This is a genomic window from Isoptericola sp. NPDC056618, assembly GCF_042792715.1.
GTDB classification, from domain to species: Bacteria; Actinomycetota; Actinomycetes; order Actinomycetales; family Cellulomonadaceae; genus Isoptericola; species Isoptericola nanjingensis.
In genome coordinates this window covers 51,944-66,867 of the sequence record NZ_JBHTVZ010000001.1, presented here as the reverse complement: position 1 = coordinate 66,867, position 14,924 = coordinate 51,944, and the positions used below count along the sequence as shown (strand labels likewise).

Sequence of the window (14,924 nt, the reverse complement as noted above, 5' to 3'; positions counted from 1 at the left end):
CACGGGTCGCCGGGCACGCGGGCCAGGCTTAGGTTCGAGAGGTGGCCCGACGACGCGGCGCCCGCCCGGACGCCTACACGTTCGACCTCGACGCGGACGGCGCGGCGCCCGACGACCTCGAGGATCCCGCGGACGCGCCGGTCGTCCGGGCCACCCGGAGCGCGGGGTCCCGCGGCCCGCTCCTCATCGACCTCGACCCCGACGACGTCGACGACGACCCGGGTGACCTCGCGCCGCCCTCGGACGCGGAGCCGCTCTCGTGGCACCGCGCGCTGGACCGCGCTCGCGTCGCCCTGCGCGGCCGCCGACTCGTGGCGGCGGTGGTCGTCGTCGCGGCGGCGCTCACGGCGGTGGTCGTCGACACGGTGGGCGACCGCGGCCGCATCGCCGCCCTGCGCGCCGCGCCCGGCGGGGTCCTGGACCTGAGCGCCGAGCCGCACGAGGTGTGGCGGGTCGAGGCGGAGGGCAGCGTGCCCGGCGGACTCATGGCGGTGGCGGGCGGGCTGGTGGTGGCGCAGCGCCAGGAGACGCTCCTCGGACTGGACGTCGAGACCGGCGAGCGGCGCTGGCAGGTGGCGCTCCCGGCCGGCGCGAGCTCGTGCGGCCCGGGGATGCAGGTGTGGTCGGGCGGCGTCCAGGCGGACACGGCGGACCGGATCGTGTGCGTGACGGCGCGGCCCTCCGACGGCGGCGCCTCGGAGGGCGACAGGGTGCGGCGCAGCACGGTGACCGTGGTCGCCGCCGACGGCACCGTGGAGGGCACGCGGGAGGTGGAGGGCTCCCCGGCCGAGCTCTACCCCGGCGGCGACGGGTCGCTGGTCTCCGTCGAGTGGGTGGGCGAGGCGTCGCCCGTGGACCCGCGGGTCGCGGACGACATCGTGGCCGGCGTCGCGGACGCGGGGGCCATCTCGGACGGCTACGACCTGCGGGTCCGGGTCGAGGACGCGGTCACGGGCGACCGGCGGTGGCAGCAGACGATCCCGTTCGACGGCGCGGTGGACCCGTCGTTGTGCGTGCGGTGGTCGGACGACGGCACGACGTCGGGGGTGGACCTGCGCGGCGGCGTCCAGACGGTGGTCACCGACCGCCTGCTGTGGCTCGGCGGGTGCGGCATCGACGCGTGGTTCACGCCGGACGGCGGTCGCCTGGACCGCCCGGCCGACCCCGGGACGTTCGAGGGGTTCTCCGTGGAGCCGCTGACCGGCGGCGGCTACGCGGTGCGCACCGACGCCGACGACCTCAGCGCCGACGACCCCACCGCCACCGACCGCATCCTGCGCGACGACGGCACCGAGGTGCGCGAGGTGCGCGGGCGGTACCTCGTGCCGCTCAGCACGGACGGGGGCGGGGACGGTGTGCACCTCGCGCGGCGCGGCGCGGCGACGGTGGCGACGTCCGACGACGGGACCGAGCTGTGGCGCACCGACGTGCGCAGCACCAGCGTGCTGGTGCGGACCGCTCAGGTGGCAGTGCTGGTGGACGAGGGCCGGCGCGTGTACGGCGTGGACCTCGGTACGGGGGACGTGCTGTGGGTGCGCCCCGACCTGGTGGAGGGGCTCGACGCGATGGGGGCGTACGGGCCGCGGTTCGTCGACGCGGCGTTCACCGACGGGCGGCTGGCCGCGTTCGTGGTGCCGGACTACGCCCGAGGCGACGTCGTGCACTGGGTAGCGCTCGACGCCGCCTCGGGCCGTCAGCTGTGGCAGGTCGAGCTCGGCGGCGACGGCTGGGGGGTCCAGCTCGCGGTCGCCGGCCGGCTCGTCCGCTGGTCACCGACCGAGATCGTCGGCCTCGGCTGACGGGTCGTCGGCGTCGTCGGCGTCGGCGTCGGGGGCGACGTCGTCCGCGAGCACGAGGTAGACATCGCGCCGCGCCTTGTCGAGCACCGCGGCCGCGGCCTCGGCCTGCGTGCGCGTGCCCGCTCGGGCGACCTGCTCGACGGCGCCGCCCAGGGCGCGCATCGCGTGGTGCAGCTCGTGCCCCTGGCGCCGCGGGTCCTCCGCGACCTTCTGCCACGGGGTGCCGAGCTCGTCGCGGTGCTCCTCGACGTACGCGCGGCCGGAGTCGGTGAGCGACGCGAGGCGGCGTCCGCCGTCGTCGGCCACCGTGACGAGGCCCTCGTCCTGGAGCTGGGAGATGGCCGGGTAGACGGCGCCCGGGCTGGGGCGCCAGCGGCCGTCCGTGCGCTCGGCGAGCTCGGTGATCACCTGGTAGCCGTGCATCGGCTGCTCGGCGAGGAGCAGCAGCAGGGCGGCGCGGATCTCACCGCGACCGGCGCGGCGGCCGCCGCCCCGGTGGCCGCGGGGTCCGAAGCCGGGGCCGAAGCCCGGGCCGGGAGGGAACCCGGGGCCGAAGCCGCCGGGGCCGGGGAAGTCGCCCCGGCGGCGGCGGTCGCCGCGCGGGCCGGGCTGACGGTCGAAGGGGTGCCGGTCGAAGGACCGGGGGTCGTAGGTGCGGGGATCGAAAGAGGTGTCTCGGGGGGTACGCATGAGCGGTGTCCTCACTGGTTCGGGATGGATGGTCGGTGTCGCCCGGGGAGCGCCGGCGGCGCCTCGACCTCGGGCGGCGACGTATCTAAGATAGGACGCGATATATCGTTAGGACAACCCTGGAAGCTGTGACGTGGGTCACTCTGATACCGGTTCGGTGACGGGGCCAGGAGAACGCGCGGAGGTGCGCCTACGTTGAACGGCATGGAGGTGCTACTCGTCGCGGTGCTCGCGGCGGTCGTCGTCATCGCCGTCACCGCGCTGGCACCCCGGGCCGGGGTCGCCGCACCGCTGGTCCTGGTGCTGATCGGCGTCGCCGTGAGCTTCGTCCCCGCCGTCGCGGCCATCGAGATCGATCCCGAGATCATCCTCGTCGGCGTGCTGCCCGCGCTGCTCTACGCCTCGGCGGCCTCGTTCCCCTCGATGGACTTCCGGCGCGACTTCACGGCGATAGGCGGGATGGCCGTGCTGCTCGTCGTCATCACCGCGGTGCTGCTCGGGTTCGTGTTCTCGTGGGTCATCCCCGGCATCGACCTCGCCGCGGGCATCGCGCTGGGCGCCATCGTCAGCCCCACGGACGCGGTCGCGACGTCGATCATCAAGAAGCTCGGGGCGCCGCAGCGCGTCGTCGTGATGCTCGAGGGCGAGGGGCTGCTCAACGACGCGACGTCCCTGGTGCTGCTGCGGTCCGCGATCGCCGCGACGGCCGCGAGCGTCAGCCTGTGGGGGGTGGTCGGCAGCTTCTTCAAGGCCGTGCTGCTCGCCGTCCTCATCGGCGTGATCGTCGGCCGGCTCGGCCTGTGGGCGCGCGAGCACCTGCGGCACGCCGCGCTGTCCACCGCGGTGTCGTTCGTCGTGCCGTTCGTGGCGTACCTGCCCGCCGAGGAGCTGGACGCGTCGGGCATCGTCGCCGCCGTCGCGGCCGGCCTCGTCACCAGCACGCTCTCGGCGCGGCACCTCAGTCCCCAGGACCGGGTGGCCGAACGGATGAACTGGCGCACCATCGAGACCCTGCTCGAGGGCGGGCTGTTCCTCGCCATGGGCCTGGAGGTGTTCGGCCTCGTCCAGGACGTCCGCGAGGCGCACGGGTCGCTGTGGACGGCGGTCGGCGTCGCGGCGCTCGCGGCGGTCGTCGTCATCGCGCTGCGCGCGCTGTTCGTGCTGCCACTGCTGCGCTACCTCGCGGCCCGGCGCCGGCGCGCGGAGCAGGTCCGGGAGACGCTCGACCGGATGGAGCAGCGGGTCTCCGCGAAGCTCGACGAGTTCACCGACCCGCACGGGATCATCACGCCCGACGCCGCGAAGGCGCTCTCGGCCGTGTGGACGCAGGGCGACCAGCGCGTGTGGGAGGCCGGCAACCCGCGCCGCCAGGTCCGGCGGGTGCAGCGCCGTGTGCAGCTCGAGGCGGAGAAGCGACGTACCGCGGCTGCGGGCGGGCTGTCCGACGACCAGAAGGAGCGGATCCGGCAGCGCCGGATGGACCGGATCGCCGAGTTCCGCAAGCGGTTCACCCGCCGGATCGCCGACGTCGACTACCTGCTCGCCGCCCCGCTCGGGCCGAAGGAGGGCGTGGTCATCGTGTGGGCCGGCATGCGCGGCGTCGTGACGCTCGCGGCGGCGCAGACCCTGCCCAGGGAGGACTTCCCGCAGCGGTCCCTGCTGGTGCTCATCGCGTTCGGCGTCGCGGCGGGCACCCTGCTGGTGCAGGGCGGCACGCTGCCGTGGGTGGTGCGACGGCTGGGGCTGGCGGGCGTCACGTCGTCGCGGTTCGACGAGGGCACGCAGGGGCTGCGCGAGATCGTCGACGGCACCGCCCGCGATCTGCTCGACGACCCGGGGCTGCGCCGCAAGGACGGCACCCCGTACGCGCCGTACGTCGTGGAGCGCGTACGGACCGTCGTCGTGCGCGAGCAGGCCGACCAGGACGAGGAGGAGGCGACGCCCGAGGAGCTGTCGGCCCAGTTCTTCGAGCTGCGCCTCGCGACGATCTCCGCGCAGCGCAAGGCCCTGCTCGAGGCCCGAGCCGTGGGGACCTACGACTCGGACCTGCTGAGCAGGGCCCTGGACCAGCTCGACGCCGACCAGATCGCCGTCGAGATGCGCGGGCACCTCGACGGCTGATCCGGCCGGCCGGCCGATCAGGTCAGGACGACGAGATCTCGCTGCGCGCCGTCCGCCACAGGCCGCCGGCCAGCGGCGCGACCACCCAGATGAGCGTCGCGGTGGCGAGCTGGGCCCAGCCCTGGCCGTCGAGCGCGCTGCCGAAGAGCAGCGGCTGACCCGCGGTGCCGAGGTCGATCCAGGGCAGGACGTCGGCCATGCCCGGCACGAGACCGCCCACGAGGCCGAACAGCGTCGGCGCGAGCAGCAGCGTGACGATCGCGGCCGGCGTGCTGCGCAGCAGCAGTCCGAAGCCCACGCCCTGCGCCATGAACAGCACGACGGAGAGCGCCAGGTAGAGCACGGCGCGCACGGAGACGTCCCAGGCAGGGTCGGCGTCGCGGAAGGCGACGACGAGCAGGTGCGCGAGGGCGGCGAGGCCCACGGTGAGCACGAGCAGCGCGAGACCGGAGCCGATCGCGCCGACCACCTTGGCCAGCCCGACGCGCGTGCGGCGGGGTTCGAGCGTGAACGTCACCAGCGCGGTCCGCTGGGACCACTCGGACGTCGCGGCGAGCACGCCCACGATGGGCAGCAGCATCGCCATCGGCGTGGTCGTGCCGACGACGAACGCGCTGAACGAGTGGTTGCCGCCGTTGACCGCCATCATCACGGCGAGCACCGCCGCGGTGATGATCGCGATGACGGCCAGCATCCAGCGGCCTGCGCGGGTGTCGAGCTGCTTGCGCCACTCGACGAGCGTGAGGGTCGCGAAGGACACGGGGCGCAGGTCGGCGCCCGGACGGTTCGTGCGGCTCGCGCCGGCGGCGCGGGTCGGGGTCGCGGTGGTCATGCCGACACCTCCATGCGGGTCTGCTCGCGGGCGTCGTCGGCGGTGAGCTCGAGGAAGAGGTCCTCGAGGCCGCGGGAGTCGGCGGCGCGCAGCTCGGCGAGCACGACGCCCGCGGCGGCGGCCGCGCGGCCGACGTCGATGGGCTCGGCCTCGACCGACAGTCCGCCGGTGGCCAGCTCCTCCACGCCGGCGCCGCCCTGGCGCAGCGCGAGGGCGAGCGCGGCGTCGTCGGTGGAGCGGACGAACGCGCCGGCCTGGCGGAGCAGGTCGTCCTTGTGGCCCTCGGCGACGACGCGGCCGCGGCCGATGACGACGATCCGGTCGGCGACCGCCTCCATCTCGCGCAGCAGGTGCGACGAGAGCAGCACGGTGCCGCCCCGGGAGGCGAAGTCGTCCAGCAGGTCGCGCATCCAGCGGATGCCGGCGGGGTCGAGGCCGTTGGCCGGCTCGTCGAGGATCAGCACCTCGGGGTCGCCGAGCAGCGCGGACGCGAGCCCGAGCCGCTGCCGCATGCCGAGGGAGTACTGGCCCACGCGGCGGGCCGCCTCGCGGTCGGTGAGTCCCACCAGGTCGAGCGTGGTGTCGATGCGGCGGCGGTCGACGCCGGTCATGAGGGCGGCGAGGGTGAGCACCTCGCGCCCGGTGCGCCCGGAGTGCTGGGCGCCGGCGTCGAGCAGCACGCCCACGCGCCGGCCGGGGTTGGCGAGCGCCGTGAACGGCTTGCCGAGCACGCGGGCGGAGCCCGACGTGGCCGGCGTGAGGCCGGTGATCATGCGCATCGTCGTGGACTTGCCGGCGCCGTTGGGGCCGAGGAAGCCGGTCACGTGGCCGGGCTCGACGGTGAACGACACGTCGTCCACGGCCACGGCCGGCCCGTATCTCTTGGTGAGGTGCTCCACGGTGATCATGGCTCCACCCTGCCCGGGCGCGGGCGGACGCCGCGTCCGGCGAGGGGATGGTTCGTGTCCTCCTTCCGGAGGATGCGGCACCTCCGCCCGGCGGATGCCCGCGGTGCCGCCGCTGCCTAGGCTCGACGTCGTGCCGACCGCCCCTGCCCGTCCGTCCCGCGCCCGCCGGGTGTGGGGGGAGACGTGGCGCGTGCTGGTCGCCCTCCTTGCCGGCCTGACGGTGATGGTCCTCGTGGCCTGGGAGGTGGACACCGGTCAGCGGCAGATGACCGACGCGCAGTGGGCGCTGGACTTCCTCGTGGGGCTGGTCGGGCTGGGGCTGCTGCTCCTGCGCCGCAGGGCCCCCCTGACGATCGCGCTGGTGCTGTGCGCCGCGGCGACGGTCTCGTCCCTGGTGGTCGGCGCCGAGACCATCGCGGTGATCTCCCTGGCCACGACGCGGCGGTGGTGGAAGATCGCCGTCGTCGGGGTGGTGTTCGTGGCCGCGGGACGGGTGCACAGCACGCTGCACCCGTACGTCACCCCGGAGTCCTACGACCGGTGGATCGAGCTCGTCGGCGGCGCGGTCATGTACGCCCTGTTCGTGTGGATCGGCGCGTACATCGGCCTGCGCCGGGAACACCTCGCGTCGCTGCAGGAGCGGGCCGAGACGGCCGAGCGGGAGCAGGTGAGCCGGGTGGCGCAGGCGCGCACGGCGGAGCGGACCCGCATCGCCCGCGAGATGCACGACGTGCTGGCGCACCGGATCTCGCTCGTCGCGATGCACGCGGGGGCGTTGGCCTACCGCACCGACCTGCCGCCGGAGAAGGTCGCGGAGACCGCCGGCGTCGTGCGGGACAACGCGCACGCCGCGCTGACCGAGCTGCGGGAGGTGCTGGGTGTGCTGCGCGACCCGCTCGCCGGGGACGGGGAGGGTGGCGCGCCGCCGGAGCCCCCGCAGCCGTCGCTGGCCGACCTCGCCGAGCTGTTCGCCGAGGCCCGCGCGAACGGTGCCGACGTCCGGGTGGAGGGGATCGAGGACCTGGCCGAGCGGGCCGCGGGGCTCGGCGAGGCGGTCAGCCGGCACGCGTACCGGATCGTCCAGGAGGGGCTGACGAACGCGCGCAAGCACGCCCCGTGGGCGCCCGTGGCCGTCGCCGTCACGGGCGCGCCGGGCGAGGGGCTGACGATCGTCGTGCGCAACCCGGTCCGCAGCGTCGGGCCCGTGCCCGAGGCGTCCGTGCCCCCGCCGTCGGGCCTCGGCCTGGTGGGGCTCACGGAGCGCGTGGAGCTCGTCGGCGGCCGCCTGTCGTACGGCACGACGGCGGACCCGGCGTCGCGCGACGGGCGCGCCGCGGCGTTCGTGCTGGAGGCCTGGCTACCGTGGGCGGCATGAGGTGGGCGGCATGAGCGGGACGACGCGTGTGGTGCTGGTCGACGACGACGCGCTGGTGCGCTCCGGGCTCACGCTCATCCTGGGCGGCGACGCGGACCTGGAGGTCGTCGCGACGGCGTCGGACGGGCTCGAGGCGCTGGACGTCGTGGCGCGCGAGCGGCCCGACGTCGTCCTCATGGACATCCGCATGCCGCGCCTGGACGGCATCGAGGCGACGCGCCGCCTCCGGTCGGTGCCCGACGCGCGGGTCATCGTGCTCACCACGTTCGACGCGGACGACATGATCGTCGAGGCCCTCCGCGCGGGCGCGGCCGGGTTCCTGCTCAAGGACACCCCGCCGGACCGCCTGGTCGCGGCGGTCCGGGCGGCCGCGGCGGGGGAGCCGACCCTGTCGCCCCGCGTCGCGGAACAGCTCATCGCGCGGGTCACCGACCGGTCCGCGCCCGACGGCCGCCGGGCCGCCGCCGCGCGGCTGGAGACGCTGACCGAGCGCGAGCGCGACGTCGCCCTCGCCGTCGCGCGCGGGCTGTCCAACGCCGAGATCGCCGCCGAGCTCTACATGAGCGTCCCGACCGTGAAGACGCACGTGTCGCGCATCCTCACCAAGCTGGACGCCGCCAACCGCGTGCAGGCCGCCATCGTCGTGCACGACGCCGGGCTGGCCGCGAGGTGACGGGCCGAGCCGCTCGGTCGCACGACGAGGCCCGAGCGCGGACGATCCCCGGCGCGTGGTGCGTGCCGTGACCTATGTCCGGAGGCTGACCGTGGCGCTCCGTGCGCGCAGCGCCCCCGAGCCGATGATCGCCGTCGTCGTGCGCGAGGTCGAGGCCTCGCCCCTGCGGGACGACACCGTGCTCGAGCGGGAGCTCGGGACGCCGGAGGACTACGCCGCGGCGTTGGTGCCGGATGCGCCGGTGAGGCGCCGGACCGGGCCGGTCATGATCGGCGGGATCGTCGCGGCGGTGGTGTGGCTCGCGCTGGTTCACGTCGGAGACGTGGTCGGGTGGCACCTCAGGGACACCCTGGGCCCGCTGGCGTCCGTTCCCGCCCTCGTGCTGCTCTTCCTCGGGGTGTTCGGCCAGTTCCTGTCCGACTACGCCCGGCGTCCCGGCGACTCCTGAGGCGGCCCGGTCCGCCGCGGCCTCAGGCGGCCAGGCGCTCCCGCAGCCACGCGATGTCGGGGCCCATGTCGCCGTGCGTCTCGCACACGACGGGCGCGCCGGCGGCGGCGACCACGCCGACGAGCAGCTCGGGCGGGATGTTCCCGTCGCCGAAGTGCGCGTGGCGGTCGGCGCCGGAGCCCGCCGTGTCGCGGGAGTCGTTGGCGTGCACCAGGTCGATGCGGCCCGTGATCGCGCGGATGTCGTCGACGGCGGTCGCGAGGTCGATGCCCCCGGCCCAGGCGTGGCAGGTGTCGAGGGTGAAGCCGACGTTCTCGGCGCCGTTCGCCCGCATCACCGCTGCCCAGAGCATCTCCAGGCGGTCGAGGCGGCGCGCCATGGAGAAGTCGCCGCCCGCGGTGTTCTCGATGAGCACGGGCACGTCGGTCTCGAGCGCGTCGATCGCCTTGCGCCAGTTGTCGAAGCCGACGTCCGGATCGTCCTTCGCGGTGACGTGCCCGCCGTGCACGACGACGCCCTTCGCCCCGATCTCGCCGGCGCCGGTCATGATCTGCTGGAGCAGCTTGCGGCTGGGGATGCGGATGCGGTTGTTGGTGGACGCCACGTTGATCACGTACGGCGCGTGCACGAAGACGTCGAGGCCCGCGGCCGCCGTCTCCTCGCGGAAGGCCTCCGCCCCGCCGGGATGGTCGAGCGGCGGCACCTTCCAGGCCTGCGGGTCGGAGAGGAACACCTGCACCACCTCCGCCCCGATCTCCTTCGCCTGCGCGACGGCGTCGGTCCGGTCGACGTGGGCCCCGATCTTCACGCTCATGCGCCCACCCTACGGATCGCGCCCGACAACGCCCGCCCGCCGCCGTCGTAGGCTGGCCCACCATGAGCACCACGCCGCCGCTCGCGTACGTCATCGCCGGGTCCGAGGCCACGGGAGGGGCCGGGATCCAGGCCGACCTCAAGACCTTCCAGCAGCTCGGCACCTACGGGGTGGGGACGCTGACCTGCATCGTCTCGTTCGACCCGAAGCACGACTGGGGCCACCGGTTCGTGCCCGTGGAGCCGCAGGTCATCGCGGACCAGTTCGAGGCCGCGACGTCCACCCACGCGCTCGACGTCGTGAAGATCGGGATGCTCGGCACGCCCGCCACGATCGACGTCGTCGCCCGCTCGCTGGAGACGCAGCCGTGGCGGCACGTCGTCCTCGACCCGGTGCTGATCTGCAAGGGCCAGGAGCCGGGCGCCGCCCTCGACACCGACACCGCGCTGCGCGAGCGGGTGCTGCCGCTGGCCACGGTCGTGACGCCCAACCTCTTCGAGGCCAAGACGCTCGCCGGGATGGACGACATCACCTCCGTCGAGGAGCTGACCGAGGCCGCGCGCCGCATCCACGCCCGGCTGGGCGACGGCCACGGCCGCCGGTACGTCGTCGCGAAGGGCGGCGTCGAGCTGCCCGGCCCGGACGCCGTCGACGTCCTGTTCGACGGCGACGAGGTCACCGTCTTCGCCACGCCGAAGGTGGGCGAGGAGCGCGTCTCCGGCGCCGGGTGCACGTTCGCCGCGGCCATCACCGCGGAGCTCGCCAAGGGCGCCGACGTCCACACCGCGGTCCGGGTCGCGAAGGACATGGTGACGCAGGGCATCGAGGCACGCGTCGAGGCCCGCACGCCGTTCGACACCGTGTGGCAGGGCGCGTACGCCTCCTGACGACCTGAGGAAGGAGCCGCCGTGACCGTCGACGAGGACGTGCGCGCGGGCGGGCACCGCACGCACGAGGTGACCAACCAGCCGCCGGAGCGGGTGGACGTCAACGAGTACCTCGACTTCCCGGTGCTGCGCGACGCCGCGCACGCCTTCGGCGGCGGCTGGGGCGAGGAGCGGCTCGTCGAGGCGGGGGCGCACGTGGGGAGCGCGGCGTTCCAGCGGGCCGCGGAGCTCGCGAACACCCACGAGCCGGTGCTGCGCACCCACGACCGGCGGGGACGGCGGATCGACGAGGTCGAGTACCACCCCGCCTACCACGAGGTGATCTCCGCGGCCGTGGCCCGCGGCGCGCACACGAGCGCGTGGGCCGACCCGCGGCCGGGGGCGAACGTCGTCCGCGGCGCCCTGTTCTCCCTGTTCGGCCAGGTCGAGGCCGGCCACGCGTGCCCGGTGTCGATGACGCACGCCGCCGTGCCCAGCCTGCGGCACGCCCCTGACCTGGCCGCGCTCTGGGAGCCGCGCCTGCTCGCCACCGGGTACGACGGCGCCCTCGCCGCGCCCGGCGCCAAGCCCGGCGCGCTCGTGGGCATGGCGATGACGGAGAAGCAGGGCGGCAGCGACGTGCGGGCCAACACGACCCGCGCCGTGCCGGCCGGGGACGGCACGCACGTCCTCACCGGACACAAGTGGTTCTGCTCGGCGCCGATGTCGGACGCGTTCCTCGTGCTCGCCCAGGCCCCGGACGGCCAGTCCTGCTTCCTCGTGCCGCGCGTCCTCGAGGACGGCACCCGCAACGTCTTCCGCCTCCAGCGGCTGAAGGACAAGCTCGGCAACCGGTCCAACGCGTCCGCCGAGGTCGAGCTGGACGGCACGGTCGGGCACCTGGTGGGGGAGCCGGGCCGAGGCGTGCGCACGATCATCGAGATGGTGCAGCGCACCCGGCTGGACTGCGTGCACGGCAGCGCGGCAGGGATGCGCCAGGGCGTCGCCGAGGCGCTGTGGCACGCGCGGCACCGGACGGCGTTCGGCGCCGCCCTCGTCGACCAGCCCGCGATGACGGCGGTGCTCGCCGACCTGGCGCTGGAGTCCGAGGCCGCGACGCTCACCTCGATGCGCCTCGCCGCCGCGCACGACGCGGACGACGAGGGCGAGCGGGCGTTCCGCCGCCTGGCCACCGCCGTCGCGAAGTACTGGGTGTGCAAGCGTGGCCCGCACCACGCCTACGAGGCGATGGAGTGCCTCGGCGGCAACGGGTACACCGAGGCGTTCCCGCTGGCCCGGCGCTACCGCGAGCAGCCGGTCATGGCGATCTGGGAGGGCTCGGGCAACGTCGTCGCGCTGGACGTGCTGCGGGCCATGACGCGCGAGCCGGCGTCGCTGGCCGCCGTCGACGCCGAGCTCGCGCTCGGCGCCGGCGCCCACCGCGACCTCGACGCGCACCTCGCCGCGACCCGCGCGGTGCTCACCGGGCTCGCCGGCGCGGACCCCGCCGAGCAGCAGGCCTCCGCGCGCCGCGTCGTCGAGGCCCTCGCCGTCGGGCTGCAGGCGTCGCTCATGGTGCGGTACGCCCCGGCGGCGTCGGCGGACGCGTTCGTGGCCGCCCGGCTGGGCGCCGACCGCGGCCACGGGTACGGCGTCCTGCCGCGCGGCATCGACGCCGCCGCGATCCTGCGACGGCACGCCGGGCCGTGACCGTGCGCGATGACCGCGCGCCGCGGGGGCCGCGTCAGTAGCCCCCGCCGCCGCCCGAACCGGGCATCGTGGTGATCTCGGAGCCGTCAGGCGCCACCACCCACCAGATGTCCTGGAGGCCCTGGCCCGCGACGTCCCCGGGCGCCGCGTCCCCCGCGTACAGGTACACGGGGCGGCCGTCGAGCGTCACCTGGGACACCCCGTCGTTGCCGGTGATCGTGCCGACCTCGGCCGTCACGCCCTGCACCTCCGGCGTCGCGCTGCCGGCATGCACCGGCGGCCACGCGGCCAGGCACTCGCCGGTGCACTCGCTCTTGCCCGACCCGGCCTCGTCGGGCGTGTAGTAGTAGACGGTCATGCCCTGGCCGTCGACGACGATCGTGCCCAGGTCGCTGTCGGCGGTGGACAGCGCGCCGGCGCTCCCCGACCCGCCGCCGGAGGACGAGCCCGACATGGTGTCGGTCGGGGTGCTCGCCCCGCCGCCGTAGCCGCCGCCCCCACCGCCGCCGCACGCGGCCAGGGTGGTGGCGAGCGCCGCCGCCGCGGCGAGGGCGGCCAGTCGTGACCTCGTGGTGCGCATGATGACTCCTCCGGCTCGGACTCTCCGCTCGGGTGCTGCTGTGAGGGACGACGAGATCGCGGCGCCGGCGGTTCACCTGAACCTTCGGGCGCGCTGCCTCGTCGTGCGGGATGGAGCCGCGCGGGCGGGCGCGGCCCGGGGCGGGAGGAGCGGTCGTGCGGTCACGGACGAAGGTGCTGGTGGGGGCGGGAGCCGGGCTGGTCCTGCTCGGCGGCGCCGCCGTGCTCGTCGGCCCCGGCCTGTACGCCGACCACGCCAACCGCGCCGCGGCGGAGCCCCCGACGCTCTCCACGTCGGGGGCTCCGCTCGCCGACCCCGCGGGCCTCGACGGCACGTGGACGGTGGCACCCGGGTCGGAGGCGGGCTACCGCGTGCACGAGGTGCTGCGGGGCGAGGACGTGACCGTGACCGGGCGGACCGACCAGGTGACCGGCACCGTGACCGTCGAGGACGGTGCGCTGACGTCGGGCGAGGTGACGGTCGACGTCGCGAGCATTCACACCGACGAACCGCCGCGGGACGCGTACTTCCGTGGCAGCGTGATGGAGGTGGGGACGTTCCCGACCGCGCTCTTCACGGTCACCGAGCCCGTGCCGCTCGCCGCCGGCGCCACCGAGGTGGACCTGCCGGGCGAGCTGACCGTGCACGGCGTGACGCGCGACGTCGTGGCCGCGGCCCAGGTCGCGGCCGTCGGGGAGGGCGTGCAGGTCGTCGCCGAGGTGCCGGTGACGTTCGCGGACTACGACATCGCTGCGCCGTCGCTCGGCTTCGTCCGCGTGGACCACGACGGTGCCGTCGAGATCTCGCTGGCGCTGGAGCGCTCATGAGGCCGCGCTCCCGCGCCGACGAGCAGCTCCTCGAGGCCATCCACGCCGCACACGCCCCGGACCTGCAGCGCTTCGTCGCGCGGCTGGTGCCCGCCGACGCCGACGCGCAGGACGTGGTGCAGGAGTCGCTGCTGCGCCTGTGGCGACACCCCGAGGTGCTGGATCGGCCGGAGGAGTCCGTGCGCGCCTGGCTGTTCACGGTGGCGCGCCACCTCGTGGTCGACCAGCTCCGCAGCGCGCGGCACGCCCGCGAGCGCGCCACCGGGCGCCTGCCCGAGCAGCCCGAGCCGGACCGGACCCAGGCCGTCCTGGACGCCTGGCTCGTCGCCGACGCGCTCGCCGACCTGTCGGCCGAGCACCGCGCCGTCGTCGTGGGCGCCTACTTCCGCGGGCGGTCCGTCGCCGAGCTGTCCGCCGAGCTCGACGTCCCGCCCGGGACCGTGAAGTCCCGCATGCACTACGCCCTGCGCGCCCTGCGGCTCGCCCTGCAGGAGAAGGGAGTGACGCCATGACCGCGCCGACCGACCCGTACCGCGAGTGGGACGCCGCGTACGTCCTGGGCGCGCTGAGCCCGGCCGACCGGCGTGACTACGAGGAGCACCTGGTCGGCTGCGACGCGTGCCGTGCGGCGGTCGCGGAGCTCGCGGGCCTGCCCGGGCTGCTCGCCTCCGTGCCCGCGGAGCACGCCCTCGCGTCGGACCCCCGGGGCACGGTCGCGGGCACGGCCGCGGGCGGGGTTGCGGGGGCGGGGGTGGGCGGGGGCGACGACGGCGACCTGGCGGACGTCGTGCCCCTCGCGGCGCTGGCGGGCGCGGCCCGGCGCTCGCGGCGCCGGCGCCGTTCGCTGGTCGCGGTCGCGGCATCGGCGCTGCTGGTGGGCGGGGTCGGCGCGGGGCTGGCGCTCGGCGGCGCGGGGGAGGGCCCGGGCCCGGCGCCCTCGTCGCCGGTCGCGCAGTCCACGGCCGTGGACCTCGAGCCGGTGGGCGCGGTCGACGTGCGGGCGTCGCTCACCGCGACCCCCCGCGCGTGGGGGACCAGCCTGGAGTGGAGCTGCACGTACCCGCCGCGCTCGGGCGGCTACGACGCTGCGGGGGCGCCGACCTACGAGCTCGTCCTCGTCGACCACGACGGCGGGCGCACGGTCGCCGCGACGTGGACCGGGTCGGGCACGGCCTCCACCGGCCTCGGCGCGGCGTCGTCGGTGCCGCTGGACCGGATCGCGCGCGTCGAGATCGCGCACGCGGGCGGCGGGACGCTGGCCGCCGCGGCCCTGTGACGCAG

Annotated in this window: 15 protein-coding genes; 10 read left to right on the top strand and 5 right to left on the bottom strand. The window is 75.6% G+C overall.

The features are described 5' to 3' along the window. Positions 1 to 41: 41 nt before the first annotated feature. Entirely contained in the window at positions 42 to 1,799 is a 1,758-nt protein-coding gene (locus ACFQ8T_RS00285) for a PQQ-binding-like beta-propeller repeat protein (protein ID WP_430544575.1), read from the top strand. Here the strand turns inward: ACFQ8T_RS00285 and ACFQ8T_RS00280 are convergent. Further along, positions 1,770 to 2,489, bottom strand: a complete 720-nt coding sequence (locus ACFQ8T_RS00280) for a PadR family transcriptional regulator (RefSeq protein WP_430544574.1) — start codon at positions 2,487 to 2,489, stop codon at positions 1,770 to 1,772. The two genes, ACFQ8T_RS00285 and ACFQ8T_RS00280, sit on opposite strands and share 30 nt — an antisense overlap. A gap of 204 nt (positions 2,490 to 2,693) precedes the next feature. Here ACFQ8T_RS00280 and ACFQ8T_RS00275 point away from each other — a divergent pair, with 204 nt between their 5' ends. After that, positions 2,694 to 4,610 (top strand): cation:proton antiporter, encoded by a 1,917-nt coding sequence (locus tag ACFQ8T_RS00275; protein ID WP_430544573.1) that lies wholly within the window; start codon positions 2,694 to 2,696, stop codon positions 4,608 to 4,610. Between the two features lie 22 nt (positions 4,611 to 4,632). Here ACFQ8T_RS00275 and ACFQ8T_RS00270 read toward each other — a convergent pair whose 3' ends face one another. Both ACFQ8T_RS00270 and ACFQ8T_RS00265 read right to left on the bottom strand, forming a co-directional pair. Further along, positions 4,633 to 5,442, bottom strand: coding sequence for an ABC transporter permease (locus ACFQ8T_RS00270; RefSeq protein ID WP_430544572.1), 810 nt, complete (start codon positions 5,440 to 5,442; stop codon positions 4,633 to 4,635). Then, complete coding sequence (locus ACFQ8T_RS00265) at positions 5,439 to 6,350, bottom strand: ABC transporter ATP-binding protein (RefSeq protein ID WP_430544571.1); 912 nt, start codon at positions 6,348 to 6,350, stop codon at positions 5,439 to 5,441. Before ACFQ8T_RS00265 ends, ACFQ8T_RS00270 begins: the two co-directional genes overlap by 4 nt. 130 nt (positions 6,351 to 6,480) lie before the next feature. Between ACFQ8T_RS00265 and ACFQ8T_RS00260 the strand changes: the two genes are divergently transcribed. The 3 genes from ACFQ8T_RS00260 to ACFQ8T_RS00250 all read left to right on the top strand — a co-directional run bounded on the left by ACFQ8T_RS00260 (position 6,481) and on the right by ACFQ8T_RS00250 (position 8,846). Next, on the top strand, positions 6,481 to 7,725 hold the full coding sequence (locus ACFQ8T_RS00260; protein WP_430544570.1) for a sensor histidine kinase: 1,245 nt from the start codon (positions 6,481 to 6,483) through the stop codon (positions 7,723 to 7,725). Between the two features lie 10 nt (positions 7,726 to 7,735). Then, complete coding sequence (locus tag ACFQ8T_RS00255; protein ID WP_430544569.1) at positions 7,736 to 8,398, top strand: response regulator; 663 nt, start codon at positions 7,736 to 7,738, stop codon at positions 8,396 to 8,398. Between the two features lie 67 nt (positions 8,399 to 8,465). Continuing rightward, on the top strand, positions 8,466 to 8,846 hold the full coding sequence (locus ACFQ8T_RS00250) for a hypothetical protein (RefSeq protein ID WP_430544568.1): 381 nt from the start codon (positions 8,466 to 8,468) through the stop codon (positions 8,844 to 8,846). A gap of 22 nt (positions 8,847 to 8,868) precedes the next feature. Here ACFQ8T_RS00250 and ACFQ8T_RS00245 read toward each other — a convergent pair whose 3' ends face one another. Further along, a complete protein-coding gene (locus tag ACFQ8T_RS00245) occupies positions 8,869 to 9,660 on the bottom strand; it encodes a deoxyribonuclease IV (RefSeq protein WP_430544567.1) in 792 nt (263 codons plus the stop codon). Positions 9,661 to 9,722: 62 nt separating this feature from the next. Here ACFQ8T_RS00245 and ACFQ8T_RS00240 point away from each other — a divergent pair, with 62 nt between their 5' ends. Further along, positions 9,723 to 10,547, top strand: a complete 825-nt coding sequence (locus tag ACFQ8T_RS00240) for a hydroxymethylpyrimidine/phosphomethylpyrimidine kinase (protein WP_430544566.1) — start codon at positions 9,723 to 9,725, stop codon at positions 10,545 to 10,547. Positions 10,548 to 10,568: 21 nt separating this feature from the next. Then, positions 10,569 to 12,236 (top strand): acyl-CoA dehydrogenase family protein, encoded by a 1,668-nt coding sequence (locus ACFQ8T_RS00235; protein ID WP_430544565.1) that lies wholly within the window; start codon positions 10,569 to 10,571, stop codon positions 12,234 to 12,236. A gap of 34 nt (positions 12,237 to 12,270) precedes the next feature. Here ACFQ8T_RS00235 and ACFQ8T_RS00230 read toward each other — a convergent pair whose 3' ends face one another. Then, on the bottom strand, positions 12,271 to 12,816 hold the full coding sequence (locus tag ACFQ8T_RS00230) for a hypothetical protein (protein ID WP_430544564.1): 546 nt from the start codon (positions 12,814 to 12,816) through the stop codon (positions 12,271 to 12,273). Between the two features lie 155 nt (positions 12,817 to 12,971). Between ACFQ8T_RS00230 and ACFQ8T_RS00225 the strand changes: the two genes are divergently transcribed. Genes ACFQ8T_RS00225 through ACFQ8T_RS00215 form a run of 3 tightly spaced genes read left to right on the top strand, consistent with a single transcriptional unit; the run spans position 12,972 to position 14,919 of the window. Then, positions 12,972 to 13,643: a YceI family protein gene (locus ACFQ8T_RS00225; RefSeq protein WP_430544563.1), complete on the top strand. Its 672-nt coding sequence runs from the start codon at positions 12,972 to 12,974 to the stop codon at positions 13,641 to 13,643. Further along, positions 13,640 to 14,155, top strand: coding sequence for a sigma-70 family RNA polymerase sigma factor (locus ACFQ8T_RS00220; protein WP_430544562.1), 516 nt, complete (start codon positions 13,640 to 13,642; stop codon positions 14,153 to 14,155). The genes ACFQ8T_RS00225 and ACFQ8T_RS00220 overlap by 4 nt, the downstream gene beginning before the upstream one ends. Further along, on the top strand, positions 14,152 to 14,919 hold the full coding sequence (locus ACFQ8T_RS00215; RefSeq protein ID WP_430544561.1) for an anti-sigma factor family protein: 768 nt from the start codon (positions 14,152 to 14,154) through the stop codon (positions 14,917 to 14,919). Before ACFQ8T_RS00220 ends, ACFQ8T_RS00215 begins: the two co-directional genes overlap by 4 nt. The last annotated feature ends 5 nt before the right edge of the window (positions 14,920 to 14,924 follow it).

Coding starts and splice junctions, on each gene's coding strand:
- ACFQ8T_RS00255 (WP_430544569.1), top strand. CDS start 7,736: ATGAGCGGGACGACGCGTGTGGTGCTGGTCGACGACGACGCGCTGGTG.
- ACFQ8T_RS00220 (WP_430544562.1), top strand. CDS start 13,640: ATGAGGCCGCGCTCCCGCGCCGACGAGCAGCTCCTCGAGGCCATCCAC.
- ACFQ8T_RS00245 (WP_430544567.1), bottom strand. CDS start 9,660: ATGAGCGTGAAGATCGGGGCCCACGTCGACCGGACCGACGCCGTCGCG.
- ACFQ8T_RS00265 (WP_430544571.1), bottom strand. CDS start 6,350: ATGATCACCGTGGAGCACCTCACCAAGAGATACGGGCCGGCCGTGGCC.
- ACFQ8T_RS00275 (WP_430544573.1), top strand. CDS start 2,694: ATGGAGGTGCTACTCGTCGCGGTGCTCGCGGCGGTCGTCGTCATCGCC.
- ACFQ8T_RS00240 (WP_430544566.1), top strand. CDS start 9,723: ATGAGCACCACGCCGCCGCTCGCGTACGTCATCGCCGGGTCCGAGGCC.
- ACFQ8T_RS00215 (WP_430544561.1), top strand. CDS start 14,152: ATGACCGCGCCGACCGACCCGTACCGCGAGTGGGACGCCGCGTACGTC.
- ACFQ8T_RS00270 (WP_430544572.1), bottom strand. CDS start 5,442: ATGACCACCGCGACCCCGACCCGCGCCGCCGGCGCGAGCCGCACGAAC.
- ACFQ8T_RS00230 (WP_430544564.1), bottom strand. CDS start 12,816: ATGCGCACCACGAGGTCACGACTGGCCGCCCTCGCCGCGGCGGCGGCG.
- ACFQ8T_RS00280 (WP_430544574.1), bottom strand. CDS start 2,489: ATGCGTACCCCCCGAGACACCTCTTTCGATCCCCGCACCTACGACCCC.